16 protein-coding genes and 2 pseudogenes are annotated in these 22,841 nt (G+C 62.6%); 6 read left to right on the plus strand and 12 right to left on the minus strand.

Annotated elements, in window-relative coordinates; all coding sequences use genetic code 11:
- Positions 1 to 69 precede the first annotated feature (69 nt).
- The 4 genes from NCT32_RS10440 to NCT32_RS10455 form a co-directional block, all read right to left on the minus strand.
- A complete protein-coding gene (locus tag NCT32_RS10440; RefSeq protein ID WP_061119285.1) occupies positions 70 to 1,224 on the minus strand; it encodes a polysaccharide biosynthesis/export family protein in 1,155 nt (384 codons plus the stop codon).
- A 50-nt stretch (positions 1,225 to 1,274) separates the two neighbouring features.
- Positions 1,275 to 2,654, minus strand: a complete 1,380-nt coding sequence (locus tag NCT32_RS10445; RefSeq protein WP_061119286.1) for an undecaprenyl-phosphate glucose phosphotransferase — start codon at positions 2,652 to 2,654, stop codon at positions 1,275 to 1,277.
- A 137-nt stretch (positions 2,655 to 2,791) separates the two neighbouring features.
- Positions 2,792 to 4,321 carry a mannose-1-phosphate guanylyltransferase/mannose-6-phosphate isomerase gene (locus NCT32_RS10450; protein ID WP_250490177.1) on the minus strand — a complete coding sequence of 510 codons (1,530 nt, stop codon included), beginning with the start codon at positions 4,319 to 4,321 and terminating at the stop codon, positions 2,792 to 2,794.
- Between the two features lie 145 nt (positions 4,322 to 4,466).
- Positions 4,467 to 5,465, minus strand: a complete 999-nt coding sequence (locus NCT32_RS10455; RefSeq protein WP_250476961.1) for a GlxA family transcriptional regulator — start codon at positions 5,463 to 5,465, stop codon at positions 4,467 to 4,469.
- A gap of 1,169 nt (positions 5,466 to 6,634) precedes the next feature.
- On the opposite strand from NCT32_RS10455, the gene NCT32_RS10460 reads away from it, so the two are divergent.
- The 4 genes from NCT32_RS10460 to NCT32_RS10475 all read left to right on the plus strand — a co-directional run bounded on the left by NCT32_RS10460 (position 6,635) and on the right by NCT32_RS10475 (position 10,158).
- Positions 6,635 to 7,087 (plus strand): GDP-mannose mannosyl hydrolase, encoded by a 453-nt coding sequence (locus tag NCT32_RS10460; protein ID WP_250490178.1) that lies wholly within the window; start codon positions 6,635 to 6,637, stop codon positions 7,085 to 7,087.
- 332 nt (positions 7,088 to 7,419) lie between these two features.
- The gene (locus NCT32_RS10465; protein WP_061119287.1) at positions 7,420 to 8,478 is read left to right on the plus strand and encodes a GlxA family transcriptional regulator; all 1,059 of its coding nucleotides are present in this window, start codon (positions 7,420 to 7,422) and stop codon (positions 8,476 to 8,478) included.
- 42 nt (positions 8,479 to 8,520) lie between these two features.
- The gene (locus NCT32_RS10470) at positions 8,521 to 9,108 is read left to right on the plus strand and encodes a phosphatase PAP2 family protein (RefSeq protein ID WP_061119288.1); all 588 of its coding nucleotides are present in this window, start codon (positions 8,521 to 8,523) and stop codon (positions 9,106 to 9,108) included.
- 126 nt (positions 9,109 to 9,234) lie between these two features.
- Positions 9,235 to 10,158, plus strand: a complete 924-nt coding sequence (locus NCT32_RS10475; protein ID WP_250490179.1) for a LysR family transcriptional regulator — start codon at positions 9,235 to 9,237, stop codon at positions 10,156 to 10,158.
- Here the strand turns inward: NCT32_RS10475 and NCT32_RS10480 are convergent.
- The 5 genes from NCT32_RS10480 to NCT32_RS10500 all read right to left on the minus strand — a co-directional run bounded on the left by NCT32_RS10480 (position 10,139) and on the right by NCT32_RS10500 (position 16,186).
- On the minus strand, positions 10,139 to 11,185 hold the full coding sequence (locus NCT32_RS10480; protein ID WP_250490180.1) for a glycosyltransferase family 9 protein: 1,047 nt from the start codon (positions 11,183 to 11,185) through the stop codon (positions 10,139 to 10,141). The two genes, NCT32_RS10475 and NCT32_RS10480, sit on opposite strands and share 20 nt — an antisense overlap.
- 16 nt (positions 11,186 to 11,201) lie before the next feature.
- Positions 11,202 to 13,097, minus strand: coding sequence for a nucleoside-diphosphate sugar epimerase/dehydratase (locus NCT32_RS10485; RefSeq protein WP_250490181.1), 1,896 nt, complete (start codon positions 13,095 to 13,097; stop codon positions 11,202 to 11,204).
- A 12-nt stretch (positions 13,098 to 13,109) separates the two neighbouring features.
- The gene (locus NCT32_RS10490; RefSeq protein ID WP_250490182.1) at positions 13,110 to 14,135 is read right to left on the minus strand and encodes a glycosyltransferase family 4 protein; all 1,026 of its coding nucleotides are present in this window, start codon (positions 14,133 to 14,135) and stop codon (positions 13,110 to 13,112) included.
- A gap of 222 nt (positions 14,136 to 14,357) precedes the next feature.
- Complete coding sequence (locus NCT32_RS10495; RefSeq protein WP_250490183.1) at positions 14,358 to 15,335, minus strand: SDR family oxidoreductase; 978 nt, start codon at positions 15,333 to 15,335, stop codon at positions 14,358 to 14,360.
- Entirely contained in the window at positions 15,332 to 16,186 is an 855-nt protein-coding gene (locus NCT32_RS10500; protein WP_250476966.1) for a glycosyltransferase family 2 protein, read from the minus strand. The genes NCT32_RS10495 and NCT32_RS10500 overlap by 4 nt, the downstream gene beginning before the upstream one ends.
- 244 nt (positions 16,187 to 16,430) lie before the next feature.
- Between NCT32_RS10500 and NCT32_RS10505 the strand changes: the two are divergent.
- A pseudogene (locus NCT32_RS10505) lies at positions 16,431 to 17,045 on the plus strand (hypothetical protein); the annotation flags it as partial.
- Here the strand turns inward: NCT32_RS10505 and NCT32_RS10510 are convergent.
- From NCT32_RS10510 to NCT32_RS10520, 3 genes are all read right to left on the minus strand, one after another.
- Entirely contained in the window at positions 17,012 to 17,335 is a 324-nt protein-coding gene (locus tag NCT32_RS10510; protein WP_250490184.1) for a GtrA family protein, read from the minus strand. The pseudogene NCT32_RS10505 and the gene NCT32_RS10510 sit on opposite strands and share 34 nt — an antisense overlap.
- Positions 17,336 to 17,339: 4 nt before the next feature.
- Complete coding sequence (locus NCT32_RS10515) at positions 17,340 to 18,623, minus strand: O-antigen ligase (protein ID WP_250490185.1); 1,284 nt, start codon at positions 18,621 to 18,623, stop codon at positions 17,340 to 17,342.
- A 1,871-nt stretch (positions 18,624 to 20,494) separates the two neighbouring features.
- On the minus strand, positions 20,495 to 20,776 hold the full coding sequence (locus tag NCT32_RS10520; RefSeq protein ID WP_250490186.1) for a hypothetical protein: 282 nt from the start codon (positions 20,774 to 20,776) through the stop codon (positions 20,495 to 20,497).
- 347 nt (positions 20,777 to 21,123) lie between these two features.
- On the opposite strand from NCT32_RS10520, the pseudogene NCT32_RS10525 reads away from it, so the two are divergent.
- A pseudogene (locus tag NCT32_RS10525) lies at positions 21,124 to 22,277 on the plus strand (FAD-dependent oxidoreductase); the annotation flags it as partial.
- Positions 22,278 to 22,841: the final 564 nt, after the last annotated feature.

Below are 22,841 nucleotides of genomic sequence, written 5' to 3' on the forward strand. Positions count from 1 at the left end.
TTTTGAGTCGAACAATGATGCTCCGGCGCGCCCCCGCGCGCGCCGGTCAAACGCCTGCGGTCAATCCACTTACTTCGTCAGCACGGCCGCCGTCAGACCCGCGTTGATCGCCGGCAAGAGCAGGTTCAGCACGCGCGAGAAGCGGACGAGCCCGTTGTTGTCCACGTACACGACGTCATGCGGCTGCAGTTCGAAGTTGTTCGCGAGCAGCATCGATACCGGCGAACGCGCATCGAGCTTGTAGACCTCCGGGTTGTCCGTCTGGCCGTTGCGGATCACGTAAAGCTCGCGCGGGTCCGACGTTTCCGGATTGAAGCTGCCCGCCTGCGAGATCGCGTCCGAAAGCGTGAGCTTGCCGTTGCGCATCGGGATGACGGTGGCGGGCTTGGTCACTTCGCCCATCACGTAGACGCCGTTTTCGTCGCGCGAATCGACACGCAGCGCATCGCCCGGCCTGAGCATGATGTCCGACGGGCTGCGGCCCTTCGCCGTCATGCCGGCCATGTTGATGTTGTACGTGACGCCGTCGCGGATCAGCGTGACGCGGCTCTGGTCCGCCGTCGTCGCAAAGCCGCCCGCGCGCCCGATCGCCTCGGTGAGCGTCATCGGAATGTCGTTGATCTGTTGCGCGCCCGGCGTGCGCACGTCGCCGTCGATATACACCTGCGACGCGCGGAACGACGCGACGCGCACCGTCACCTGCGGTTTCACGAACACCTTCGAGAGCTCCGAGTACAGCTCGCGCTGAACCTGCGTCTCGGTCTTGCCCGCGACATGCAGCGGACGGGTCACGTACGGGAACTGCAGATTGCCGTCCGCATCGACGACGAAGCCGGGTGCGGCATCCGAGGTGCGCGTCTGCTGCGCAGGCTGGCCGAGTGCCGCGACGAGCTCGGGGTGATCCCACACCGTGATCTGCAGCACGTCGCCGACGCCCAGCTTGTACGGCGCCGGCTTGCCGTAGAGCGAAGCGTTCGGATCGGTCGCAGCCGAAGGCTGCGCGGTGCGCATCTTCTTCACGAGCGCGGCGTCGATCGTCGTGATCGGAATGTTGGTCGTGGTGGCCGGATCACCCTGATCGTTCGACGTCTCGACGAGCGCGGCCGGCTTTTCCATGTGCATGCCCGGCGCGAGCCCGCAACCCGTCAGGATCACGGAGATGGAAGCTGCCGCAGCCAGGCTCGTGAGGCGGAAGATACGCGACACGTTGGTGTTGGCGGCCATGGAGGTGGTGCCCGGTTGTTGTTGATTGTGCATAATGGTCGTCCCCTGCATCAGTAAGCGTTGGTGTGGCGTAGTCCCTTGAAGATCGTTGCGGCAATGATTCTCATATCGAGTCCGAACGACCAGTTACCCAGGTAGTACAAATCGTGAGCGACGCGTCCTTCCATCTTTTCGATCCGATCCGTTTCTCCACGAAAACCGTTGACCTGGGCCCAGCCGGTGATGCCCGGCTTGATCCGGTAACGATGGATATACCCCGATACGACCTTCTGATACAGGTCGTCATGTTCAAGCGCGTGTGGACGCGGGCCCACGACCGACATGTCGCCACGCAGAACGTTGAAGAACTGCGGTAGCTCATCGAGGCTGGTGCGGCGCAGGAATGCCCCGACACGGGTCACGCGCGGATCGCCGCGCGTGGCCTGGCGGAGCACCCCGGCCTGTTCCGTGTGCATGCGCATCGAACGGAACTTGTAGATGGTGAAGACGCGGCCATCCGCGCCCTTGCGGCGTTGCCGGAAAAGCACGGGCCCGCGCGAAGTCAGCTTGATCGCGAGCGCGATGCAGATCAGCGCCGGCGAAACGGCGATGATCGCGCCGAGCGCGAACGCGCGGTCGAAGAGTTCCTTCTGCAACTGCGCGGACGCCGACAGCGGCGACGCGACCAGATTGATCGCGGGCTCGCCGAGGAGATCGGTCACGCCGCTTTCGAAGAGCGCAAGGCTGCGCACGTCCGGAATGAAGCGCACGTTGAGCAGATCGTCGCGGAATTCGTTCACGAAGCGCAGGATCGTGCGCTCTTCGGAAAGCGGCAGCGCAAGCCACACCTCGTGCACGTTCTGCGTGCGCACGAAGTTGACGAATTCGTCGAAGTCGTCGTACACCGGCAGGCGCGTGTTGAGCCGTGCCTTTGCCGGCGCCGCATTGAACGCGGCGCGCATGCGAAAGCCCGCGTCCGGCGAGCGCTCGATCTTGCGCAGGATCGAATCGCAATGCCTGCCGCAACCGACGATCGCCACCTGTTGAAGGTTCAGGCCGGCGTGGCGCATGTGCGCGAGGATCGCGTGCGTGATGAGACGCCCGGCGATCATGAGGCCGCCGGACATCGCGGTCCAGTAGGCGAACCAGAGGCGCGACACGTAGTCGAGTCGATGCAGGGAGAACATGAGCGCGAGCGCGCAGCCCTGCACGACGAGCCAGCCGAGCGAGACCTGGCACGCGAGCTGAAGCTTGCTGCGGCCGCGCCACGACTGGTAGACGCCGAAACCAGGAAAGAGCGCGAGCGAGAACGCCGCCGCGAATGCGACGAACGCCACCGAATAGGTGTGAGCCTCGATGTACTCGAACCTGATTTGCGACGCCACTGCCGCGCCGCCGACGATCATCACGACGTCGAACAGGCGCGCGAGCAATCCCTGTAAATCGCGCATGTTGTTTTCCCCGAACGCAATCAGCCCTTAACCGCCCTCTTCAGTCTCCTCCTCGCGTCGCGCCCGTCTTTGTCGAATGAAAGCCGTTGCAAAGAAGTCGGTCGCATCAACCCGTCATGCCATCGCCCGCCGAGCGCTCAATGGCGCCCGTAGGTGTCGTCGAAGCGCACGATGTCGTCTTCGCCGAGATAGCTCCCCGACTGCACCTCGATGATCTCGAGCGGCACCTTGCCCGGGTTCTCCAGACGGTGCCGCACACCGAGCGGAATGAACGTCGATTCGTTCTCACTCAGCAAAAACTGCTCTTCACCGCGCGTCACGAGCGCCGTGCCGCACACGACGATCCAGTGCTCCGCGCGATGGTGATGCATCTGCAACGACAGCTTCGAACCCGGCGACACCACGATGCGCTTCACCTGAAAGCGCTCGCCGTGCTCGATCGAATCGTAGAAGCCCCACGGACGGCGCACCTTGCGATGCGTGTCCGCTTCGGGCGCATGCTGCTCGCGGATGCGCGCAACGAGCCCCTTGATGTCCTGCACGCGCGAACGGTCCGCGACGAGCACGGCGTCGTCCGTCTCGACGACGATCACGTTGGTCGTGCCGACACACGCGACGAGCCGTCCGCCTTCGGAGCGCGCATAGCTAGATGTCGCGCCTTCGAACACGACACGGCCGCTCGCGACGTTGCCGGACTCGTCCTTGTCCATCGCGTCCCACACGGCGTCCCACGAGCCGAGATCCGACCAGCCCGCGACGAGCGGCACGACGATGCCGTCGCACGGCTTCGTCGGCGTACCGATGTGTTCCATCACGGCATAGTCGATCGAGTCCGACGGCGCGCGGCCGAATTGCGCGGCCTGCGGACGGAAGAACTTGCCGTCGTCCTCGCCTTCCTTCGCCGCGGCCGAGCAAGCCGCGTACATATCGGCGTTGAGCTTCCCGAGTGCCGCGAGCCACACGCTCGCGCGCACGATGAAGATGCCGCTGTTCCACCAGTACGTGCCCGCCGCGACATATTGGGCGGCAAGCTCGGCCGCGGGCTTCTCGACGAAGCGATCGATCTCGTGCGCGCCATCGTCGAGCGCGTCGCCCAGACGGATGTAGCCGAAGCCGGTGTCGGGGCGCGTCGGCGGAATGCCGAGCGTCGCGATCACGCCGCGCTCCGCATGCTCCGCCGCGATCGCGATCGCGCGATGCAGCGCGGGAATGTCGGCGATCGAGTGATCGGCCGGCATCGCGACCATGATCGCGTCCTCGCCGTCCTTCACCGCGGCGAGCGCCGCGAGCGTGAGCGCGGGCGCGGTGTCGCGGCGCGCCGGCTCGACGATGATGCGTGCGTCGACGCCGCTTTCGCGCGTCTGCTCTTCCGTCGTGAAACGATGCTCCTCGCCGCACACGATGATCGGCTCGCCATCCACCCTGAAGTCGCCCGCAAAGCCTTTCAGCCGCGAAACCGTGGCCTGCAACAACGAGTCGTGACCGATGACGCCGATCAGCTGCTTCGGGAACTGTTCACGCGACATCGGCCACAGGCGCGTGCCCGAGCCGCCGGCGAGGATCACAGGAACGAGGCGGCGGCACGGCCCGGCCAGTCCGGCCAGGCTCGCCTCGACACCCGCTGCTCCCTGCTCCAACTCGCCCTTCGTGCGTGCTTCATTCGTCATAGAGGACTCTCCTGCCTGCAAATTCGTTCGAACGGCAATGCCGTCCGGGAAATGATTAAGTGCCGGACCGATCGGGTCCGGCCAAACATCCGACGCTTTACGCCATAGTCGGCGTCAGCGCGGCCCACGTCACACTTCGCGCGGGTCAGCCGTTCGCCTCGCGCCTGCTCTGCATCCGGTATTCCGTCGGAGAGATCAGAAGACGCTTGCGGAAAATCTTTGCGAGCCTGTCGCCGTTGCCCATGCCGCTTCTGCGCGCGATCTTGTCGACCGGCAGTTCCGAATCCGTCAGAAGCGCGCAGGTCACGGCGAGGCGCGCCTGCAGCAAATAATCGGATGGCGTGATGCCCATCTCGATCTTGAAGCGGCGCAAAAAGTTGCGCTCGCTCATCGCGGCCACCTGCGCCGCATCGACGACCGAAATCGGCCGTTCGCAGTTGTCCTGCAGCCAGCGCGCCGCCGCTCGGATCTTGTCCCCCGCGGACGCCGCGCCGCTGTCGCCGAGAATCGACACGAGCTTCGCGGCGGAGCCGGGCATCAGGCGCTCGGCGACGCTGCGTGACACGTCGATGCCCAGGTCGCGCTTCACGATCAGGAGCGCGCCCTTCATGGATTCGTAGCGGTCGCCCGCGTCGCCCTGCTGCTCGTCGCGCACGAGATGCATGGCGTTGCCCAAGCGCGCCTGCGCGTCCTGCGCCTGGCCGATGCCCGCCGCGTCGAGCACCTTGCGGCCCTCGGAAATGGCGCGCACGACCGTCGTCTTGGACTGCACGCGGCGCAGCCATTCGATGATGCGATCGTCCTTCGCGGCGTCGTCGGCGCCGCGGCCGCCCGCGACGAAGAGCGCATCGAAGCCGCCGTAATGACGCGCGTCCAGGCCGTCCGTCCACACGCGCACCGACGACGAGCACGCCACGTTGCCGCCCTCGACAGACAGGAACCGCACGTCATAGCTGCAGTCCGGCCGGGACTTCACCGACGCGAACTCGTTCGCCATGTGGAAGACCTCCGCGACGATCCCCGCGCCGAGCAGGGAAAAACCGTCGAACAGCAGGATCGCGATCTGGCGGACCTCGGTCTGCGACGTTTTCGTCGCGGGAGGCGTCCAACCCATGACGGCGGGTTCTAGAGTGGCGTAAGGCATGGTCATCCTCTGCAGCTTTGCATCCTGGAAGGCGCGGAAGAGTTTCTCGGCCATTGCGGCGCATCAATGGACTTTCCCGAACTTCGCCGGGTTGCCGTGACCGATTGGAACGAAGTGTTGGCGGAATCGATCCGCTGGCTTGAATAATAAGCAGACAATCTTTTTTGTGCTCTAGATTTTCGCGCTTAAACCACAGAATCTGTTCCGATGTGAGGGTGAGCGCACATTGAAATCCCTCCCCAAATTCTGGAACGCCGTTTTCAAAGCGGCGATTATCACAATTCATTCGTCATACAAAGGCTGACGGCAGCCTAGTGGAATCCGGTTGACGCGCCGCCAGATCGGACAGGTGCGCGGCCCCCATACCACGGGCGGCGGCTCTGCGCGGTTTGGCGGCAAGCCGGACGACATGTCAGATCAAATAAATTGATTCAATTTTGAAACGTTGAAAGTCGAAAAAGCGGACGTTCGTACTGCGGGGAATCGGAAAATTTTGGATTTGCCGTTACATTTCGGAACCGGATGTAATAGGCATTTGACACGCCGGTTTAAAAGTAGGATTTGATCGTTTATTAACTACCATGGATTAATCGTTAATCGGATGGCTGGCAATCGAGCCATTTTCAATTAGACAACTGGGTTTTATTGAATGGCGTAATGCGGTATTTTCATATGACGTTGGATGTTGCGCCGCAATAAGCGGATCGCAGCGCCGAAGCTGCATGGGCGCGGGATACCGGGCCCTCTCCGCTACGGCGTACGGTGGTGTTTTGCGGCGGCGCACGCGGCGACACGATTTTTGAATCGTCCAATCAAACCTTTGCAAGCTTCGCGCGGGTGCCGCTCAATTCGCGCGCACGTTCGCAAATCGCGCGGCGGGATTTTTGCGCGCGGCGAGCGCGTGCGGATCGGTCAAGTTTGCCGTCCGTGCACGGGCCTGTGACGACCGAATTCGTCAGCCTTGCTTGTTTCACTCATGAGAATCGATCCGAAGATGTGCACCGTCGCTACACGCCGACGCCCCCGTCGCGTCTTTCGGACGAAGCACGTCGGCGCGTGCGCGTACGCACGGTCATGCGGTGGCGCAGGCATCATCGTTTGCGCTGTGCCGGGCGTGCACTTTCACCGGCGCTTGCCTCGCGCACGACGATCGCAAACACGGAGCAACGATGCTTAGCAACGCGGACTTCCTGACGGTGGTGCGGCTCACGCCGCTCGTGGCGATCGATCTGATCGTCACCGACGGCAACCGGCGCATTCTCCTCGGACATCGGCGCAACCGGCCTGCGCAAGGCACGTGGTTCGTGCCGGGCGGGCGCATCACCAAGAACGAATCGCTCGACGCCGCGTTCAAGCGCATCGTCCACAACGAGCTCGGCGTCGCGAGCGCGCAGCGATCGGCCGCGCGTTTCTTCGGCGTGTACGAGCATCTGTACGACGACAACTTCGCGGGCGCCGAGGATATCGGCACGCATTACATCGTGCTCGCGTATTCGATGACCCTGAGCGGCAAAGTACCGATCGGCCGCTTCGACCAGCACAGCGACTATCGATGGCTCATGCCCGACGAGATACTCGCGCGCGACGACGTGCACGAGTACACCAAGGTGTATTTCCGCTGAGCCGGCAAAGCACGCGCCGAAGGACAAACGGCGCCCATTGCTGCGCGCCGCCCACCCTTTCCGCCAAGAAATTTCGATCCGGTCGCGTCACTTCTCGTCGAAGACACATCGCCCGATTCCGTCACACGACTGGATGGATGTGAGCCTATTCCTCGCGTACCGAGATCATCTGCCAACAGTTCGTCAATTTCGGACTTGGGGCGCGGCGACTGTTGGGCGCCGCGTATAGTGCGACCCATGTAAGCTCACTTTCCCGCTACTTACGTTCCTTCATGGACCGGACCCGCACAAGGCGTGACAACGCCGGCCCGGTCCGCACAGGGGAGAAGTCGATGGTGTACGCCAATGGTACGGGCAGGCTTCAGGTCGTGCGCGCCGTCGCGCCCGACACGCCGCCCGCCGATATGGCCAGCGCGGCAAAACGGATCGGCATTCTGATCTTCGAGGATTTTTCGCTCGTCGAAGTCAGTTCGATCTCCGAGGTCTTCTCGGTCGCGAATCAGGTTCGCATGCCCGCCGAAGCCGGCGAGCGCGCCGAAGCGCCGAACTATTCGCTGCGCTTCGTATCGAGCGAAGGCGGCAGCGTGGCGAGCAGTTGCTCGATGCGCATCTGGACAGAAGGGCTCGAAACGCGCTGGATGAACGAGTGCGACGCGCTTTTCATCGCGGGCGGCGTGGGTGCGCGCCATGCGCGAAACGACGCCGTGCTGAGAAAGCGGCTCGGCCGCGTGGCGCCGAAGATCCCGTTCATCAAGGCGATCGGCGAGGGCGCGCACATTCTCGCCGCGGCCAATCTCAGCGTGCAGAACCGCTCGCTCGATTTCACCGGAGGGCCCGAGCGCAGCGCGCGGCCATCCATGTTGTCGAACCCGCTTTTCATCGCCGAGCAGACGCTCACGCTCGACGATCCGAAAGGGCCGATCGCAGCGGCGCTGTCGATCATCAAGCGCGATCACGGCGCCGCGCTCGCGCGTGAAGTCTCGGAGCGCTCGATTCCCGGCGCATGGCAAAAGCTCGCCACCGTGCTCGACGATACCGAAGCCGGCGGCGTACGCCAGAAGATCGACGCGGCCGCGCGCTGGATTCGCGAGAATTACGTGCGACCGATCTCGATCGCCGACGCCGCACGCGTCGCCGCGATGAGCGAGCGCAATTTCCTGCGCCGCTTCAAGGCGCAGATCGGGCTCACGCCATCGGAATACCTGCTGCGTGCCCGGCTCGATGCGAGCTGCATGTTGCTCGCCGCGACCGACTTGCCGATCGACAAGATCGCACGGCGCTGCGGCGCGGGCAGCGGCGATGGCCTCGCGAAGATCTTCCGCAAGCGACTGTCGATTTCGCCGACCGAATACCGCATGGCCGGCCGCCGAAAGCTGGGCGACACTTCATAACGGCGTCGGTCGAGCCCGCGAGCCTGCCCATAACGGATACGCATGGAATCACAGGTACTCTGGACGCTTTCGAATCTGGGCGATGCAGCCTTCATGCTTCCGCTCGCGCTCGTCTGCGCACTGTGGCTGCGCACCGTGGACGCGCGTCTCGCGTTGCGCTGGGCGATCCTGCTCGCGATCGGCATGGGGCTCGTCGGTCTCTCGAAGATGCTGTATGCCGGGTGCGGCCTCGAAATCGCCGCCATCCAGTTGCGCATGATCAGCGGTCATACGATGCTCGCCGCATCGATCTATACGGTCGCGGGCGGACTGCTGTTCAGCGGCTTAGGCGGCGGCTGGCATCGGCTGGGCGCGGCGGGCGGCCTTGCGCTCGCAGCGGCGATCGGCGCGAGCCGCGTCATGCAGGACGCGCATACGCCCGCGGAAGTCGTCGCGGGCTGGGTGCTCGGCGCGGTCATCGCCGCCCTCTTCCTCATGCGCGTTTTCGACCGGCCGCGCAAGATGCCGCGCGCGCTCGTCGCGGGTTGCGGACTGCTTGCGGTATCGTCGATCGCTTACGGCCATCACGCGCCGTTTCAGCGGATGATCGAACACTACTCGTGGTGGCTTTGTCAGGGCTCCGGGCTTTAGATTCATCACCCGCCCGGTGAAGGCGCGCGCAGAGGCGATCCCAAGTATGATCGTCGCTTTGAAAGTCACGCTCTTCTTTCGCGCGCGCCCCCAAGAGGCGCGCGTTCACGTTTCCGGAACCCGAGCATGGACCGCTTTCTCGCAATGAAAGTCTTCGCGCGGGTCGTCGAGGCGGGCAGTTTCTCGAAAGCCGCCGACGCCCTGCGCCTGCCTCCCGCAAGCGTCTCACGCACGCTTCAGGCACTCGAAGCGCATCTCGGCGCACGCCTCATCAATCGCACGACGCGCAGCATCAGCATCACCGAGGACGGCGAAGCCTATTACGAGCGCTGCGTGCGCGTGCTGGGCGAAGTGGACGACATGGAAGCGTCGCTCTCGCATTCGAAGCTCAGTCCTAAGGGCAACGTCAAAGTGAGCCTGCCGCAGGTGATGGCGAAGAACACGATCATTCCCGCGCTGCCGGATTTTTTCGCGGCGTATCCGGATATCGGCGTCGAGCTGCTGCTCACGGACCGGCAAGTGGATCTCGTCGAGGAAGCGGTCGATTGCGTCGTGCGCGTGGGCGCGGTCGGCGACGTCGGGCTCGTCGCGAAACGCATCGGCGCCTATAAGCAGATCACGTGCGCGTCGCCGGGATATATCGAGAAGCACGGCGAGCCGGCGTCGCTCGACGATCTCGACCAGCACCTCGCCGTCGGCTATGTGCTCAACAACTCGGGGCGCGTGCGCAACTGGGAATTCGTCGTCGATGGCGAAACGCGCATCGTCCCGATGAAGCACAAGATTGCCGTGAACGACGGCGATTCGTATATCGCCGCGGGCGTGACGGGGCTCGGCCTGATTCAGAGTTCGAGCTATACGCTCGATCCGCTCATCAGAAGCGGCGCGCTCAGGGAAGTGCTGAGCGCGTATCCGTCGTATCCGCGTGTGGTGTCGGTGCTCTATGCGGCCAATCGGCATCAGCCGCGCCGCGTGCGCGTGTTCATTGACTGGGTTGCGGAGCTGTATGGGCGGCTGCCGTCGTTTCAGGTCAACGGCTCGCCGAACTGAGCGATGCCTCGCGCGCAAAAGGCATCGCGCGCCAGTCGTAGTCGCGATACGCGCGTTCGATAGCGTCCAGGTCCGCGGGCCGCGCGCTCGCATGAATGCCTTGCAGATGCGGCAACGCGAATTCGACCGCGACGCAGTTCGTGTAATCGCGCGCGCGCATGAAGGCGGGAATCGTCGTGAAGAACGCGGTCGTCGGAACTTCGAAGCCGGCCGCGATGTGCAGCGCCGCCGTGTCCGCCGTGACCAGATAGCGCGCATGCCCGACCCACGCGAGAAAATCGTCCGTGTCGATGCAAAGCGGCGCAATGTCGCGATAGCGCGGATGATCCACCGCGCCGAAGCCGAGCACCGGCATGCCGGTTTCGTCCGCGAAGCGCGCGACGATACGCGCGCGCATCGACGCGGGAATGCTGCGCACCGGCGTGCTCGCGTCCGGGCAGAACAGCGCGTATGGCTCGCGCTCGATGGCGGCGAGCGGCACATCGGCGAGCCATCGATTGCGCTTGTCGCCGGCGGCGATGCTGTCGGGCGCGATGCCCATCGCCCAGAGGAAGAAGTCGATCATCGGCATCGAAGCGAAACGCGGCCAGAAAAGCTGATTGCCGATGTCGATCTTCGGTTCATCGGCAGGCAGGCTGGCGAGCGGCACGGGTAAATCGATCAGATCGGCAAAGCGCGGCGCGGCGAGCGCGTAGAGACGCTGCACGTGGCGTGGCGCGCGGGCCGGTCGATAAATCGTAAACCGAAGATGCGGATGAAGGCGTTTCACCGCCGATAGCGCCGAAAGCCCGATGATCGAATCGCCGAGCGTGACGCCGAACGCGTTGACGAGATGCACGCGGCTCGCTTGCGCGTAGTCAGCGTCGAAGGGGGCGCGGCCCGCGTTCAGGATATCGGCGGGCAAGGCGGAAAAACCGGAGGCATCGGCGTGCACGACTTCGAGATCGTACGGTGCGACGATCTCGCCGCCCGGCGACAACAGCGAGCCCGCGTGTGTCAGCGCATGAACATCGTCGAGCGTCGTCATGCGTCGACCGTCCGCGTCAGCCCGCCGCGCCGCGCTCGCGCGCCGTCTGTACGGCCGCGACGCTCTGCAGGACGGGCAGCGTCGCCGTCTGATATTCCGGCACCCAGCGGCGCAGGTCGCGGCGCACTTCTTCGTCGGAAAGCACGCGATGCTGCATGAGCCAGGGCAGCAACTCGTCGATGAAATCGTTCGGCACGCCCCGCGCCTGCGCGATGCGCAGTTTCGGATGCGGCGTGCGCGTGGTGGTTTCGTCGTCGGCGAGCAGTTCCTCGTAGAGCTTCTCGCCGGGGCGCAGGCCCGTGAAGACGATGCGGATCTGCTCTTCCGAAAAGCCGTAGAGACGAATCAGGTCGCGCGCGAGATCGACGATCTTCACGGGCTGGCCCATGTCGAGGATAAAAATTTCGCCGCCGCGCCCCATGCTCGACGCCTGCAACACGAGCTGCGCGGCTTCCGGAATCGTCATGAAGAAGCGCGTGATTTCCGGATGCGTGACGGTCACCGGCCCGCCTTTCGAAATCTGCTGCTGGAACTTCGGGATCACGCTGCCCGCGCTGCCGAGCACGTTGCCGAAGCGCACCGTCTCGAACTGCGTGTGCGGCGCGGATTGCTGCAACGCCTGGCACGACATTTCGGCGAGACGCTTGGAGGCGCCCATCACGTTGGTCGGGTTGACGGCCTTGTCCGTGGAAATCAGGACGAAATGGCGCACGTCGTGGCGTATCGCCGCGCGCGCGACGCGCAGCGTGCCGAGCACGTTGTTTCGCACCGCCTGCCATGCATTCTGCTCTTCCATCAGCGGGACGTGCTTGTAGGCGGCTGCATGGAAGACGATGTGCGGCGTGAAGCGTCCCATCGTCTGATCGAGCAGCAGCGAGTCCTTCGCATCGCCGACGACCGGAATCACCGAGCACTCCGGAAACCGCTCGTGCAGTTCCTCGATCAGGCGATACATCGCGTACTCGGAAAGGTCGTAGGCGACCAGTTGCGCCGGCGAGAAACGCAGAATCTGACGGCACAGTTCCGAGCCGATCGAGCCGCCCGCGCCCGTCACCATCACGACGCGCCCGTACAGCAGTTGCTCGACGTGCGGCATGTCGATCTTCACCGGCTCGCGGCCGAGCAGGTCTTCCAAGTCGATCTGCCGCACGCGCGACAGGAAATTCTGGCCTTGCGTGAGCGGCGTGAGCGCGGGCAGCACCATTACCTTCACGCCGGCGCGCACGCACAACGTGGCAACGCGCCGCTGCTCCTCGACCGACGCCGACGGAATCGCGATGATCACGTAGTCGACCTTCAACTGTTCGGCAACGCGCGACAGATCGCCGAACGAGCCGAGCACCTTGTGTCCGAGCACTTCGCGGCCCTGCTTGCCGGGATCGTCGTCGAGCAGGCCGACGAGGCGCCATTCGCTCGAACGCGCCAGCTCGCGCACGAGCATCGCGCCCGCCGTGCCCGCGCCGAGCACGATTACCGGCTTGCCCTGTCCGACGAGGCCGCCGTACAGGTAGAACTCCTTGCTCGCGCGATAGAGTGCGCGCGCGCCGCCCATCGCCAGGAAGAGCAGGAGCGGAGAAACGATGAGCACCGAGCGGGGAATGATCGGCGTCGGCTGCGACATCACGGCGCCCACCATCACGATGAGCGCGCCCACGACGATGGATTTCGAAATGCGCATGAGGTCGGGCAGGCTCGCGAACACCCACATGCCGCGATACAGCCCGAAGACGCGGAAGACGACGGCGTAGACCGGTACGACCCAGATGAGCGCCGCGAGCGCGCCATGACGGAAGTCATGCGGCACGGCGCCGTTGAAGCGCAGCAGATAAGCGATGAGCCAGGATCCGACGACGGCTACGAGATCGAAGCCGAACGCGCCCGCCGATAGCCATGTAGCTTTTATTCGATTCATCAGCATGGACCCTCAAGATTGGTCGGAATGGCGCGTCGCATGACGCCGCCAACGCGCGTCGACCACCGCGCCCGCTGCCACAACCACGACTGCCCAGCCCGCAACTGCCGCCCACTGCCCCGCGAGAGAAAATCGCAGCGCCCCATTCGCGAGCATTATGCCCGCCAGCATGAACAGATACCACGTGAGCGCGGTGCGCGCGTGCCCCATTCCAAGGCGCACCATGCGCTGATAGTAATGCTCGCGGTGGGCCTGCCAGAATTTTTCGCCGCGCGCGAGGCGGCGCAACAAGGTGACCGTGGCATCCGCGATGAAAGGCGAAAACACGAGCGCCGGAAACCAGACCGGCCACGCGCCCCGTTGCCAGCCCCAATAGCCGAGCGCGCCCGCGAGAAACCCCAAGGGGATAGACCCGGCATCGCCGAGAAAAATCCGGGCCGGATGGAAATTGAGGGTCAGAAATCCGGCCGCCGCGCCCGCGATAGCCAGGCTCGCGAAGCCGAGATCGGCTTGCGGCGCGGGTCCGGCGAGTGCCGCGAGCGCGTAACCGCCGAAGCCGAATAGCGCCATGCCGCCGGCGAGCCCGTCCGAACCGTCCATGAAGTTGTACAGATTGACGAGCCACAGCATCAGAAAGCCGACCAGCGCGAGCGCCCACCACGGCAGGTGCGCCGGATGCACGACGATGACGAGCGCCACCGCGACGATATGCGCCGCGAAGCGCACGCGCGCGGGCAGGCCGCGGCGATCATCGATTTGCGATACGGCAGCGAGGAAGACGGCGCACGCTGCGACGAGCCACATCGACGGTGCCGCGACCAGAAGTGCGATCACCGCGACCGGCACGATGCCCCATCCGCCGACGCGCGGCGTGGGCCGTTCGTGCAGCGAGCGATCGTTGGGAATATCGGTGGCGAGACGCCACGCGAGGCCGGTGTGGATGAGCGTACGGAGAATCAGCACGCACGCGGCGAGCGCCAGTACCGCAACGGACACCGCGGCCAGCAGCGGCGAAGCTTCAAAATACGAATGCAGCATGCAATGTTATGAGTTGTCGAAAACGAGGCCTGGTCGTCCCGGCAGTTCTTCGCTCGGGAAAAACCCGAAAGCATACGCGAACGCTCGCCGCATTTAGTTTAAATATCTGACGAACAAGGAAAAATCGCGCTGACTGAAGCTGTCAGGAATCTTGCAATGCCGGTGTGGAAGCAGCGCGTATTTTAACGTTCGCGACCGGCGGTTTCGACCGGCGCGAAGCGTTCATTGCCCGCGCGTCGAGCGAAACCACGCGGCCGTGGCGGCCAGACCTTCATCGAGAGATTGCGGCGCCTGCCAGCCGAGCGCGTCGCGGATACGGTGCGAATCGACCCGCAGGCTGCCAGTCAGCCGGTCGATCTGCGCGGTCTTTCCGGCAACGCGAGCGAGGCCGCGCAGCAGTCCGGCCGGAACCGGCACGAGCCGCGCGGGCCTGCCGAGATGCGCGCCGAGCTTGCGCGCGAGTTCGGCGACGCTCGGATCGTAGCCGTCGGTGACATGGAACAGGCGTCCCGCGGCGGCGGGATTGAGCGCGCATTCGATCGTCGCGCTCGCCAGATTGTCGACGGAGACGAGACTGCGACGCGCATCGATTGCACCGAGCGGCAACGGCATGCCGCGCGCGATGGCGCGCATCATCGCCAGAAAATTGGCGCGCACGCCGGGACCGTAGACGAGGGGCGGCCGCACGATCGCGATCTCGAGCCCCGTGCGGCTGCCGAATTCGAGCAGTTTCACTTCGGCTTCGGCTTTCGAGACGCCGTAGGCATCGGGCGGATTGCGCGCGTCGTCTTCGGTGAACGGGCGGCCCGGGTCGCTTTCGCCGAGCGCCTTGATGCTGCTCATCAGGACGAAGCGCGTGACGCCAGCGCGGCGCGCGGCTTCGGCGGCGGCGAGCGTGCCGTCGACGTTGATCGCGCGGTACGCGTTCAGCAGCGCCTCGGAGGTATTTTGCGCGGCGGCGTCGGTCATCACATGGACGCGCGCGGCGAGATGGATCACCGCGTCGCAGCCTACAAATGCGTCGGGCGTGATCGAGTCGAGGCCGTCTATATGCAGTACATCGACGCCCGGTTCGCACTGCGCGTCATGCCGCACGAGCCCGGTCGCGCCGATGCCGCGCGCGAGCAGCGCCCGGCTCACCGCGCGGCCGACGAAGCCGTTGGCGCCGGTGATCGCGATGCGTCGGCCGGTTTCGCTCATAGCCATCTCCAGCCGAAGCGGTTGAAGAACCGGTACGCCGACGTGACGAAGAGCTTGATATGCACCGAGCCCTTCTTCGCCGCGCCGCCGCCGTGATGCAGGATGCGCACCGACGGCACATACGCAATGCGCGCGACCCGGCGCGTGCGCAGGCTCAGATCGTAGTCTTCGAAATACAGGAAATAGCGCGGATCGAAGCCGCCGAGCGACTTGAGCACGTCGCTTCTGAAGAGCATGAAACAGCCGCTCACGATCGGCGGGTCCCACACGATGTTGTTCTCGCCGATGACGTCGCGCATCTCGTAGCGCGCGAGGCGGCGCGCGAACGGTTTGCGCAGCGCGGACGGCAGAAAGCCGCGCACGAAGAGATCGAGCACCGTCGGATAGCGGCGGCAGAGAAACTGCTGACGGCCGTCGTCTCCGCCGATCCACGGCGCGAGCAGCCCCGTTTCCGGCGAGTCGCGCAGAAACGCGAGCGCGCGGCGCAGGCCGTCCGCGTTGAGCTCGACATCCGGATTCAGGATCAGGTGATAGCGGCTGTCAGCGCGCGCGATCGCGAGATTGTGTCCGCGCCCGTAGCCGACGTTGCCGTGCCCTTTCAGCACCACGGTATCGAATTCGGCGTCCGAGGGCGCCGGCAGGTCGGCGAGTTCGCCGGGATTACCGTTGTCGATCAGATACAGGCACGGGCGCCCGGCGACGTCGTGCAATTGCGCGAGCGCGGTTTCGAGCGTTTCGACGGTGCGCGCCAGCAGCGCGGCATCCGGCCGGTAGACGACGATGGAAATGCTGAGGGTGATGGCGGGATCGGACTGAGGCGCCGATCGGTTCTGCGGGGCGTTCGCGTTCATCGGACAAGGGGGGTGTCCGCGCCACGAAAGGAAAACGGACCGCATCGACGAGTGGAAGACGTCAGATTGTCCTCAATGTCGATGTTTTCGGCAACCGCGCGAGGTGGCGCAAAGCGCGACGCGACGAACCGTTCTTGTTAAAGATTGTGCTAGATTGCGCCAGCAAGCGGAGGATTCTGTCGCGCCCGTCCCTGGTTGGGACCGGGCGCGCTGTGGGCTTAACCGATCACCCGACGCGAATTGTATGAACAAGCCCATTGTCGTGGATCTCGACGGTACGCTGATCCACTCCGACATTCTCGTCGAGAGCGGATTCGCCTTTCTGAGATCGTTTCCGCAAAAGTTCTACAAGCCGCTGCAATGGCTCTCGAGCGGCGGCAAGCCCGGACTGAAGTCGCGGCTTGCCGAGCACGTGAGCATCGACGTCACGACCCTGCCGTACAACACGCAAGTCGTGAACTGGCTGCGCGAGATGCGCGCCACGGGCCGGACGATCGCGCTCGCCACGGCGAGTCATGAGACGTTTGCGCAGCGGATCGCGGAGCACCTCGGCATCTTCGATCGCGTGTTCGCCACCGACGAGCACGTCAATCTTTCTTCGCATCGCAAGCGCGACCGGCTCGTCGAAGAGTACGGCGAGAAGGGTTTCGACTACGTCGGCAATTCGCACGACGACATCGTCGTCTGGGCCGCCGCCGATCGCGCATACGTGGTCAATCCGCATGCGGGCGTCGTTCGGGCGGCGTCGAAGCACGACAACATCGAACAGGTCTTCGAGAGCCGCGAGCCGAAGCTCAAGGTCTGGGCGAAATCGCTGCGCCTGCATCAGTGGTTGAAGAACGTGCTGGTTTTCGTGCCGCAGTGATTGACGCCTAGTTCCACGCCCCACAAGACTGCCGTGGTGACGAGGCCCATCGTCACGTAGAGCGTGAACGCGGCCGCGTCATGGCGCGCGTTCTCCGCCTTGAAGCGGAAGATCCATTTCTTGTCGAGCACGTATTTCACGACCAGTCCGACGCCAGTGCCCATGAACACCGCTAATAGGATGTGCCACGAGCCGGTGCAGAGACGCGTAGTGAGGTCCTTCGCGCCGATGTTGGCGGCGGTGGCGATGGCGGCGAAGAAGGTGCAGAGCGGTGCGGGGTGCACGGGTCTACGACCCCGACGATGATGCGATGTCTTCCCGTCGGGAGGCAAAGAGCCGTTCGCCTCGTCCCAGCAGGAGCCCCGCAAAACTCCAGAACGCCAGCGCGGTGGTCTGCCACATGAAGTCGTCGGTGCTGTTCTTCGCAAGCATGCCGACGACCAGCGCCACGCCTGCCGCGCAAATATACGGCGTGGCATGACGCAGCCGGCAGAATCGCACGACGAGCGCGATCAGGAGCGACATTTCCAGCACGACGCCGATCAGTCCGGATTCAAGCCATGTGTTCAGGAACAAGTTATGGGCATGCGTTAAGGCTTGCGGTTCCCTAGACAGAAACTGCGTCGGAATATCGCTTTTATAGACGCGTCCGGGAAGCGGCTTTCCAAATCCGACGCCCGTCCAAAAATGCGTCTCTCCCGCTTTCAGATAAAAGTGCCACATTCGCGGACGCGTGTCGGCGGAGACGGACGCCACGATGCCACCGAGAAACTCGGGCAACTGCACCTTTTCTTGGCCGAGACTCACGACCTCTTCCGACGCGGGAACAGGGCGTACATTGCGCATTCGCGCGCTGTACTCCAATGTTCCGACCGCAGCGACGCCCGTCAGCACGACCACGATCGTCGCCAGAAAGAGATGCTTTCGATACATAGGGAACAGCGCGACGAGGATAGCGAGACCGGCTGCAGGCCAAAAGAAGCGGTTGAGCGTTGCAAGCCCCACGAAGAAGCACAGCAGCAGGCCTGTGACTCCGATGATTCGCCATCGTCCTTGCATCGTCAAACCGGTGAACAAGGACATGGCGAAGACGACGAGCGTGCTCGTGTGACCGACGCGATTGTAATAGTGCAACAAAAATGTATCCGCAGTGGGCGGCTGCAGTTGCCCCCAGTGGACGATGCTCGTTACCGCAAGCAGCACGCATGCGACCCAGCTGATCAGAACAAGACGCTCCGGTCGCTCCGATTGGATTCCGACTAGCCAGAACGCAATGAATGTAACCAGGGGATAAGCCACTTCATCCAGCCAGGCATGCATGCTCTCCGCCGGAAACGGCGACCACGCCACGGACGCGAGCGACCATGCCCCCCACAGAAGAATGGGAACGATGAGCGGCCATCGCGAAACCGAAGGCTGTGTCTCCGAACATGCGGCAGCAATCACACCCACGCCAACCAGGCCGAGCAGGATATTTTCAATGGCCGTCATGTGGGCGTACATCACTACAAACATGAGTAAAGGACACGCAATCCAAAGTACGCGTTCCACGCGCAGGCCCACTCTCGTCATCACACTCCCGCTGATTCGTCCGTTATCCATTCCGACGCCACTGGCAGGACCCGGGTCGCAAACGCGACCTTTTTTGGTTCCGGCCTACAACGTATTGGGGCACTTCGCGGTGCCACGACTATTTGAAAAATCCGATCGGGCGTTGCCGCGATAGCAAAACCGACATTTTAACGCTCGCATATCACTGCGGCGCCGGCTCTCCGGAACGTCGTTCGCGGCCGTGCTCTGGCAAACTCGCTATAAGTGGTTCGGCATGCGTCGTCGATCACTCGTGCTTCCATCGAAGAAATTGGCCTTGCTGTCAGGCAAAGTGCACCCGTTCCAATCGATCATCCCCTACCGTCGATGGGGAAGAGATCGCCATCGAGGCACATTCGCAGCGCTTGACAGTCGCATACAACGTCACGGACAGAACAAGCTTGGCGAGAAGGTCGCGACGGACGTCGTACGCATCGTCGAAAGGAAGAAGACCGTCCTTTTTATGCAGTGCTTCTGGAAGGGCATCATGCTGAATCCCGCGATGTACCGCGATTCTTCTTCATGCACGCTTCCCTCTAGGAGAAGGTGCAGAACAACTAGCGCTCGTAGAGCCGGTACTTGATGACGTAATCGATCGCATGACCGATGCATGCGCCGAGGGAACGCGCCTCGGGTGACTTGAGAAGGTAGTCCATGGTGAATTTCACAAGCGAGGAATGTGCAGAGCAATACTATTTTCACTTTATCGGGGGCCGGGATAGCTATTTAACATTTCGGCGCCCCTTCCGGGTCTCTGAATCGAACGCGCCTCACGTCGCGCGCGATGCCTCGAACTAAAGTGAAAGGTATTCGATGTCGAAACGGAAGTGTCGCGTCCAAGCGCTGCCTTAATGGCCAAAACCACACCGTGTCAGCTAAGAGACGAGATCATTAAAGTTGCGCCACTGTGCGCCCGCATACGCGTCAGCGGCCCGTGCGGCAGTCGAGCGCATTTACCAAGTTAAGGCGCCGGTTAAAAACAGCGCAATTACTGTATGGTGAAGCAGCCGTTTAGCGACACGAAAAGCCGCTCGACTTTTCGTTTCGAGAAACGATTAAGTACATTAAAATATAATCCAACCGGCCAGCACAAACCTCCTAAGTGACTCAATTCAATTATTTCGCGATTCGAACGCTCCCAAGCCAACCAGAATACTTTCTCGCTCTTTTTACGCTCTGCGACAATACCGATACAAGTCGCTTCAATGTTATCACGCATCCTCGACAGAAAATCTATTGCTTCGCCCACATCCCACTCGCCTCTTCATGGCTCAGCTGCCAAGTGCCACAACAACTCATGCGACAACTCTTACTTATTCAGAAAACAACAGTGCCTAGACTTTGCGAGGCTACCAACAAATCGGCCTACCCACGTTCGGCAACTCATTTATTGCCCGAATCCAAGTCGCAAGATCCAGTGAACTGAGTGTTCTGGAAATTGAGTTTCGCTGGACTCGTAGGTCATTTGCCGCGCGAACACAAATCGACACAACGGCGGGTTGAGGACATCTTCGAGCGGACATTCAGGCCGAAGCGGTACTCCTTGCTTCGACGGCCGATGCAAGCCACACAAACTAAAACCAGGATCCAGCACGAGATGATATGAACCACTGCCACGACGCTAACTGCCAGGTTGCGCGCATCCCTGTTCGATAATCCTCCTATGAGTCTTGATCGAACAACACCATTCTTTCACAAGAGCGTCATTCGCGACCTATAGCCACGAGAGTACATCGTCTGCAGGAGAACAGAGTCATAGTTTGAACACCGATTAAAGGCAACGATCGGAGAATCCGAATAAGACGTTGATGAACCGTTTTACTGGTTCAAGAGATGCCTAACGACCTCGGCAACTATAAGCAACGATGATCTGCTCTGATGTACTGAGGACCCTGAATATTCACTAGCGTGCTGTGGAGGCGAGAAAGCGCAAGGCCCGGACGGCCTTTGGCTGCGAATGACCGGCCATGAATCAGTCCATGCGTCAATTCCGAACATGCATCGAAATTGCGTGCCAGGACGTGGATCAGCACCATCACTTTCCGAGACGAAAAATCGGTCTCCATCTGCGCTAAATCGTCGCGCAAACTCGTTTGCAATGAGTCGATCAGTAGCAGCGCTTCGTAGGTTTTCATCAAAAATTCACGCGCACGCCCTCGACACGCGCCCGATCAAACGCAACCGGATCCATCCCGCGGCCGTTCACGGAAGCTCGAGTTCAGTCAAATTACAATGCTATCAAACTCGACGACAAGACGGTAACTACGGAGGCACTGCTTCGTTTTTGCGCTTTACTCAAGCTAGAGGTTGATCGGCGCGGTGATTTAGTCCCGTATCGCTCATCGGATCGCACGGAAGACGCTTAGCGGTCCGACGACGCGGCGCCCGAGTTTTGGTCGGTTTAGTTGGTTGGAGCCATCCAAACCCGCTCCGCCACACGTCGAATAGGACGTGCGCGGCGCGCCATGCGACGTGAAGCATAATGGTGAAAATCAATCGCAACGCCTTTCGTGACGCCGGCCTGGAACTTGTGTTGGGCACGGGCCGCTTCGTCGCCCCCGCCGGCTCGCCGTTAAACAAATGATGGCAGTCTGCGAATAATCGAAGGTAAGCATGCTTTCATCAACACGGGCACGACGGCGGCGATTTCCCGACGTGTCCGTGTTGAAGGCCGCCGCGGCGATTTCCCGACGTGTCCGTGTTGAAGGCCGCCGCGCCGCTGACCCACGTCGAAGCGCTGGTGCTGACGACCTTGCCCGAGAGCCTGATCGTTCTCGGTGGTGGATATATCGGGCTCGAAATGGCGCAAGCATTCGGTGAGCTCGGCAGCAAGGTCACACTGATACAGGACGCGCCACGCGTGGCGATGCGTGAAGAGGAGGACGTCACCGAGGCAATAGAAACAGCGCTGAAAGAGGAAGGCATCGATGTCAGAACCGGCGTGAGGCCCGCCCGCGTGACGGGCAAGTCGGGTGAGTCAGTGACACTTGTATCGCAGAACGGCAGCATGGAGAGCGGTAGACCTTCTGGTCGCGGCAGGCCGCACCCCTGTCACATCCGGTACCGGCCTCGAGGCCGCCGGCGTGGAAATGGACGCGCGCGGCTGCATCAAAACGGATGAACGTCTGCGGACCCCCAGCAGGGCGCACATGGACGATCGGCGAGGTGGCAGGGACACCGATGTTCACGCATGCATCGTTTGACGACTACTGCGTTCTGCGCTCGCAACTCGTTGGGGGAATTGCGAAAACCACGCGCGGCAGAATCATCCCGTATGCGCTATTTATCGAGCCGGAACTCGGTCGTATCGGTTTGAGCGAAGTCGACGCGAAGGCGCGCGGCATCCCGGTGCGTATTGCGAAGCTGCCGATGGCGGCGGTGCCACGGGCGCGGACGAACGGCGCGACCAAGGGCTTTATGAAGATCCTGATCGACGCGCAGTCAAACGCTATCCTTGGCTTCGCGATGCTGGGCGCCAATGCCGGCGACGTAGTCGCCACGGTGCATATGGCGATGCTTGGGAGATTGCCTTATACAGCGGTGCGCGATGCGATCATTGCGCATCCGTTGATCTCCGAAGGGCTGAATATCCTGCTTGCGAAGGTGCCGGAGCGTACCCTCAATGCGCAGCGGTGAAAAAGACTGCCAGCTGTGGGGAACAAGTCGCGGTGCTGGACCCGGAGCACTGGCGACTGTCCCATGCTTCTCGACAAACCACAGCCGTACGTCGCTCCGTTACAAGGCAATTGACTTCCACTCTTGGAATTACGTCTTGATCGTTTTACCCCTTAGCTCGTGTTTTCCGTTACGGTAGCCAGTTTTCGAACACGCCTGATCAGCGCTTCCTGCTGCGCCTTGCACACAGCATCCGCCACGAGCGTATCCGCGGAGCGGTCCGGACGACGAGCCTCTAACGGCTTCTTCGGCATGCATCATGCGGTGCCTCGCTTGTCGGAATTTCGTTCCCGCTGCAATCATCCGATAGCAGCCCTACGGTAATACGCCAGTTTCCTTTAAGTCAAACTCGTCTTCGCGCCCGGGCTTCAAGTGCGGCCTGCGGGTCTTGTCCAACTCGGGGGCCCCTACGCGATGCTTTGCGGCTGCTCACCAGAACGACCTTGCCGTGCTCGCTTTTCGACATCAAGGCTAAAGAGTGTTCAGGCGAGCTCGACGATCCCACGTTCGCGTAGTCCATTTCGT

The organism is Caballeronia sp. INML2, from assembly GCF_023631365.1.
Lineage (GTDB): Bacteria > Pseudomonadota > Gammaproteobacteria > Burkholderiales > Burkholderiaceae > Caballeronia > Caballeronia turbans.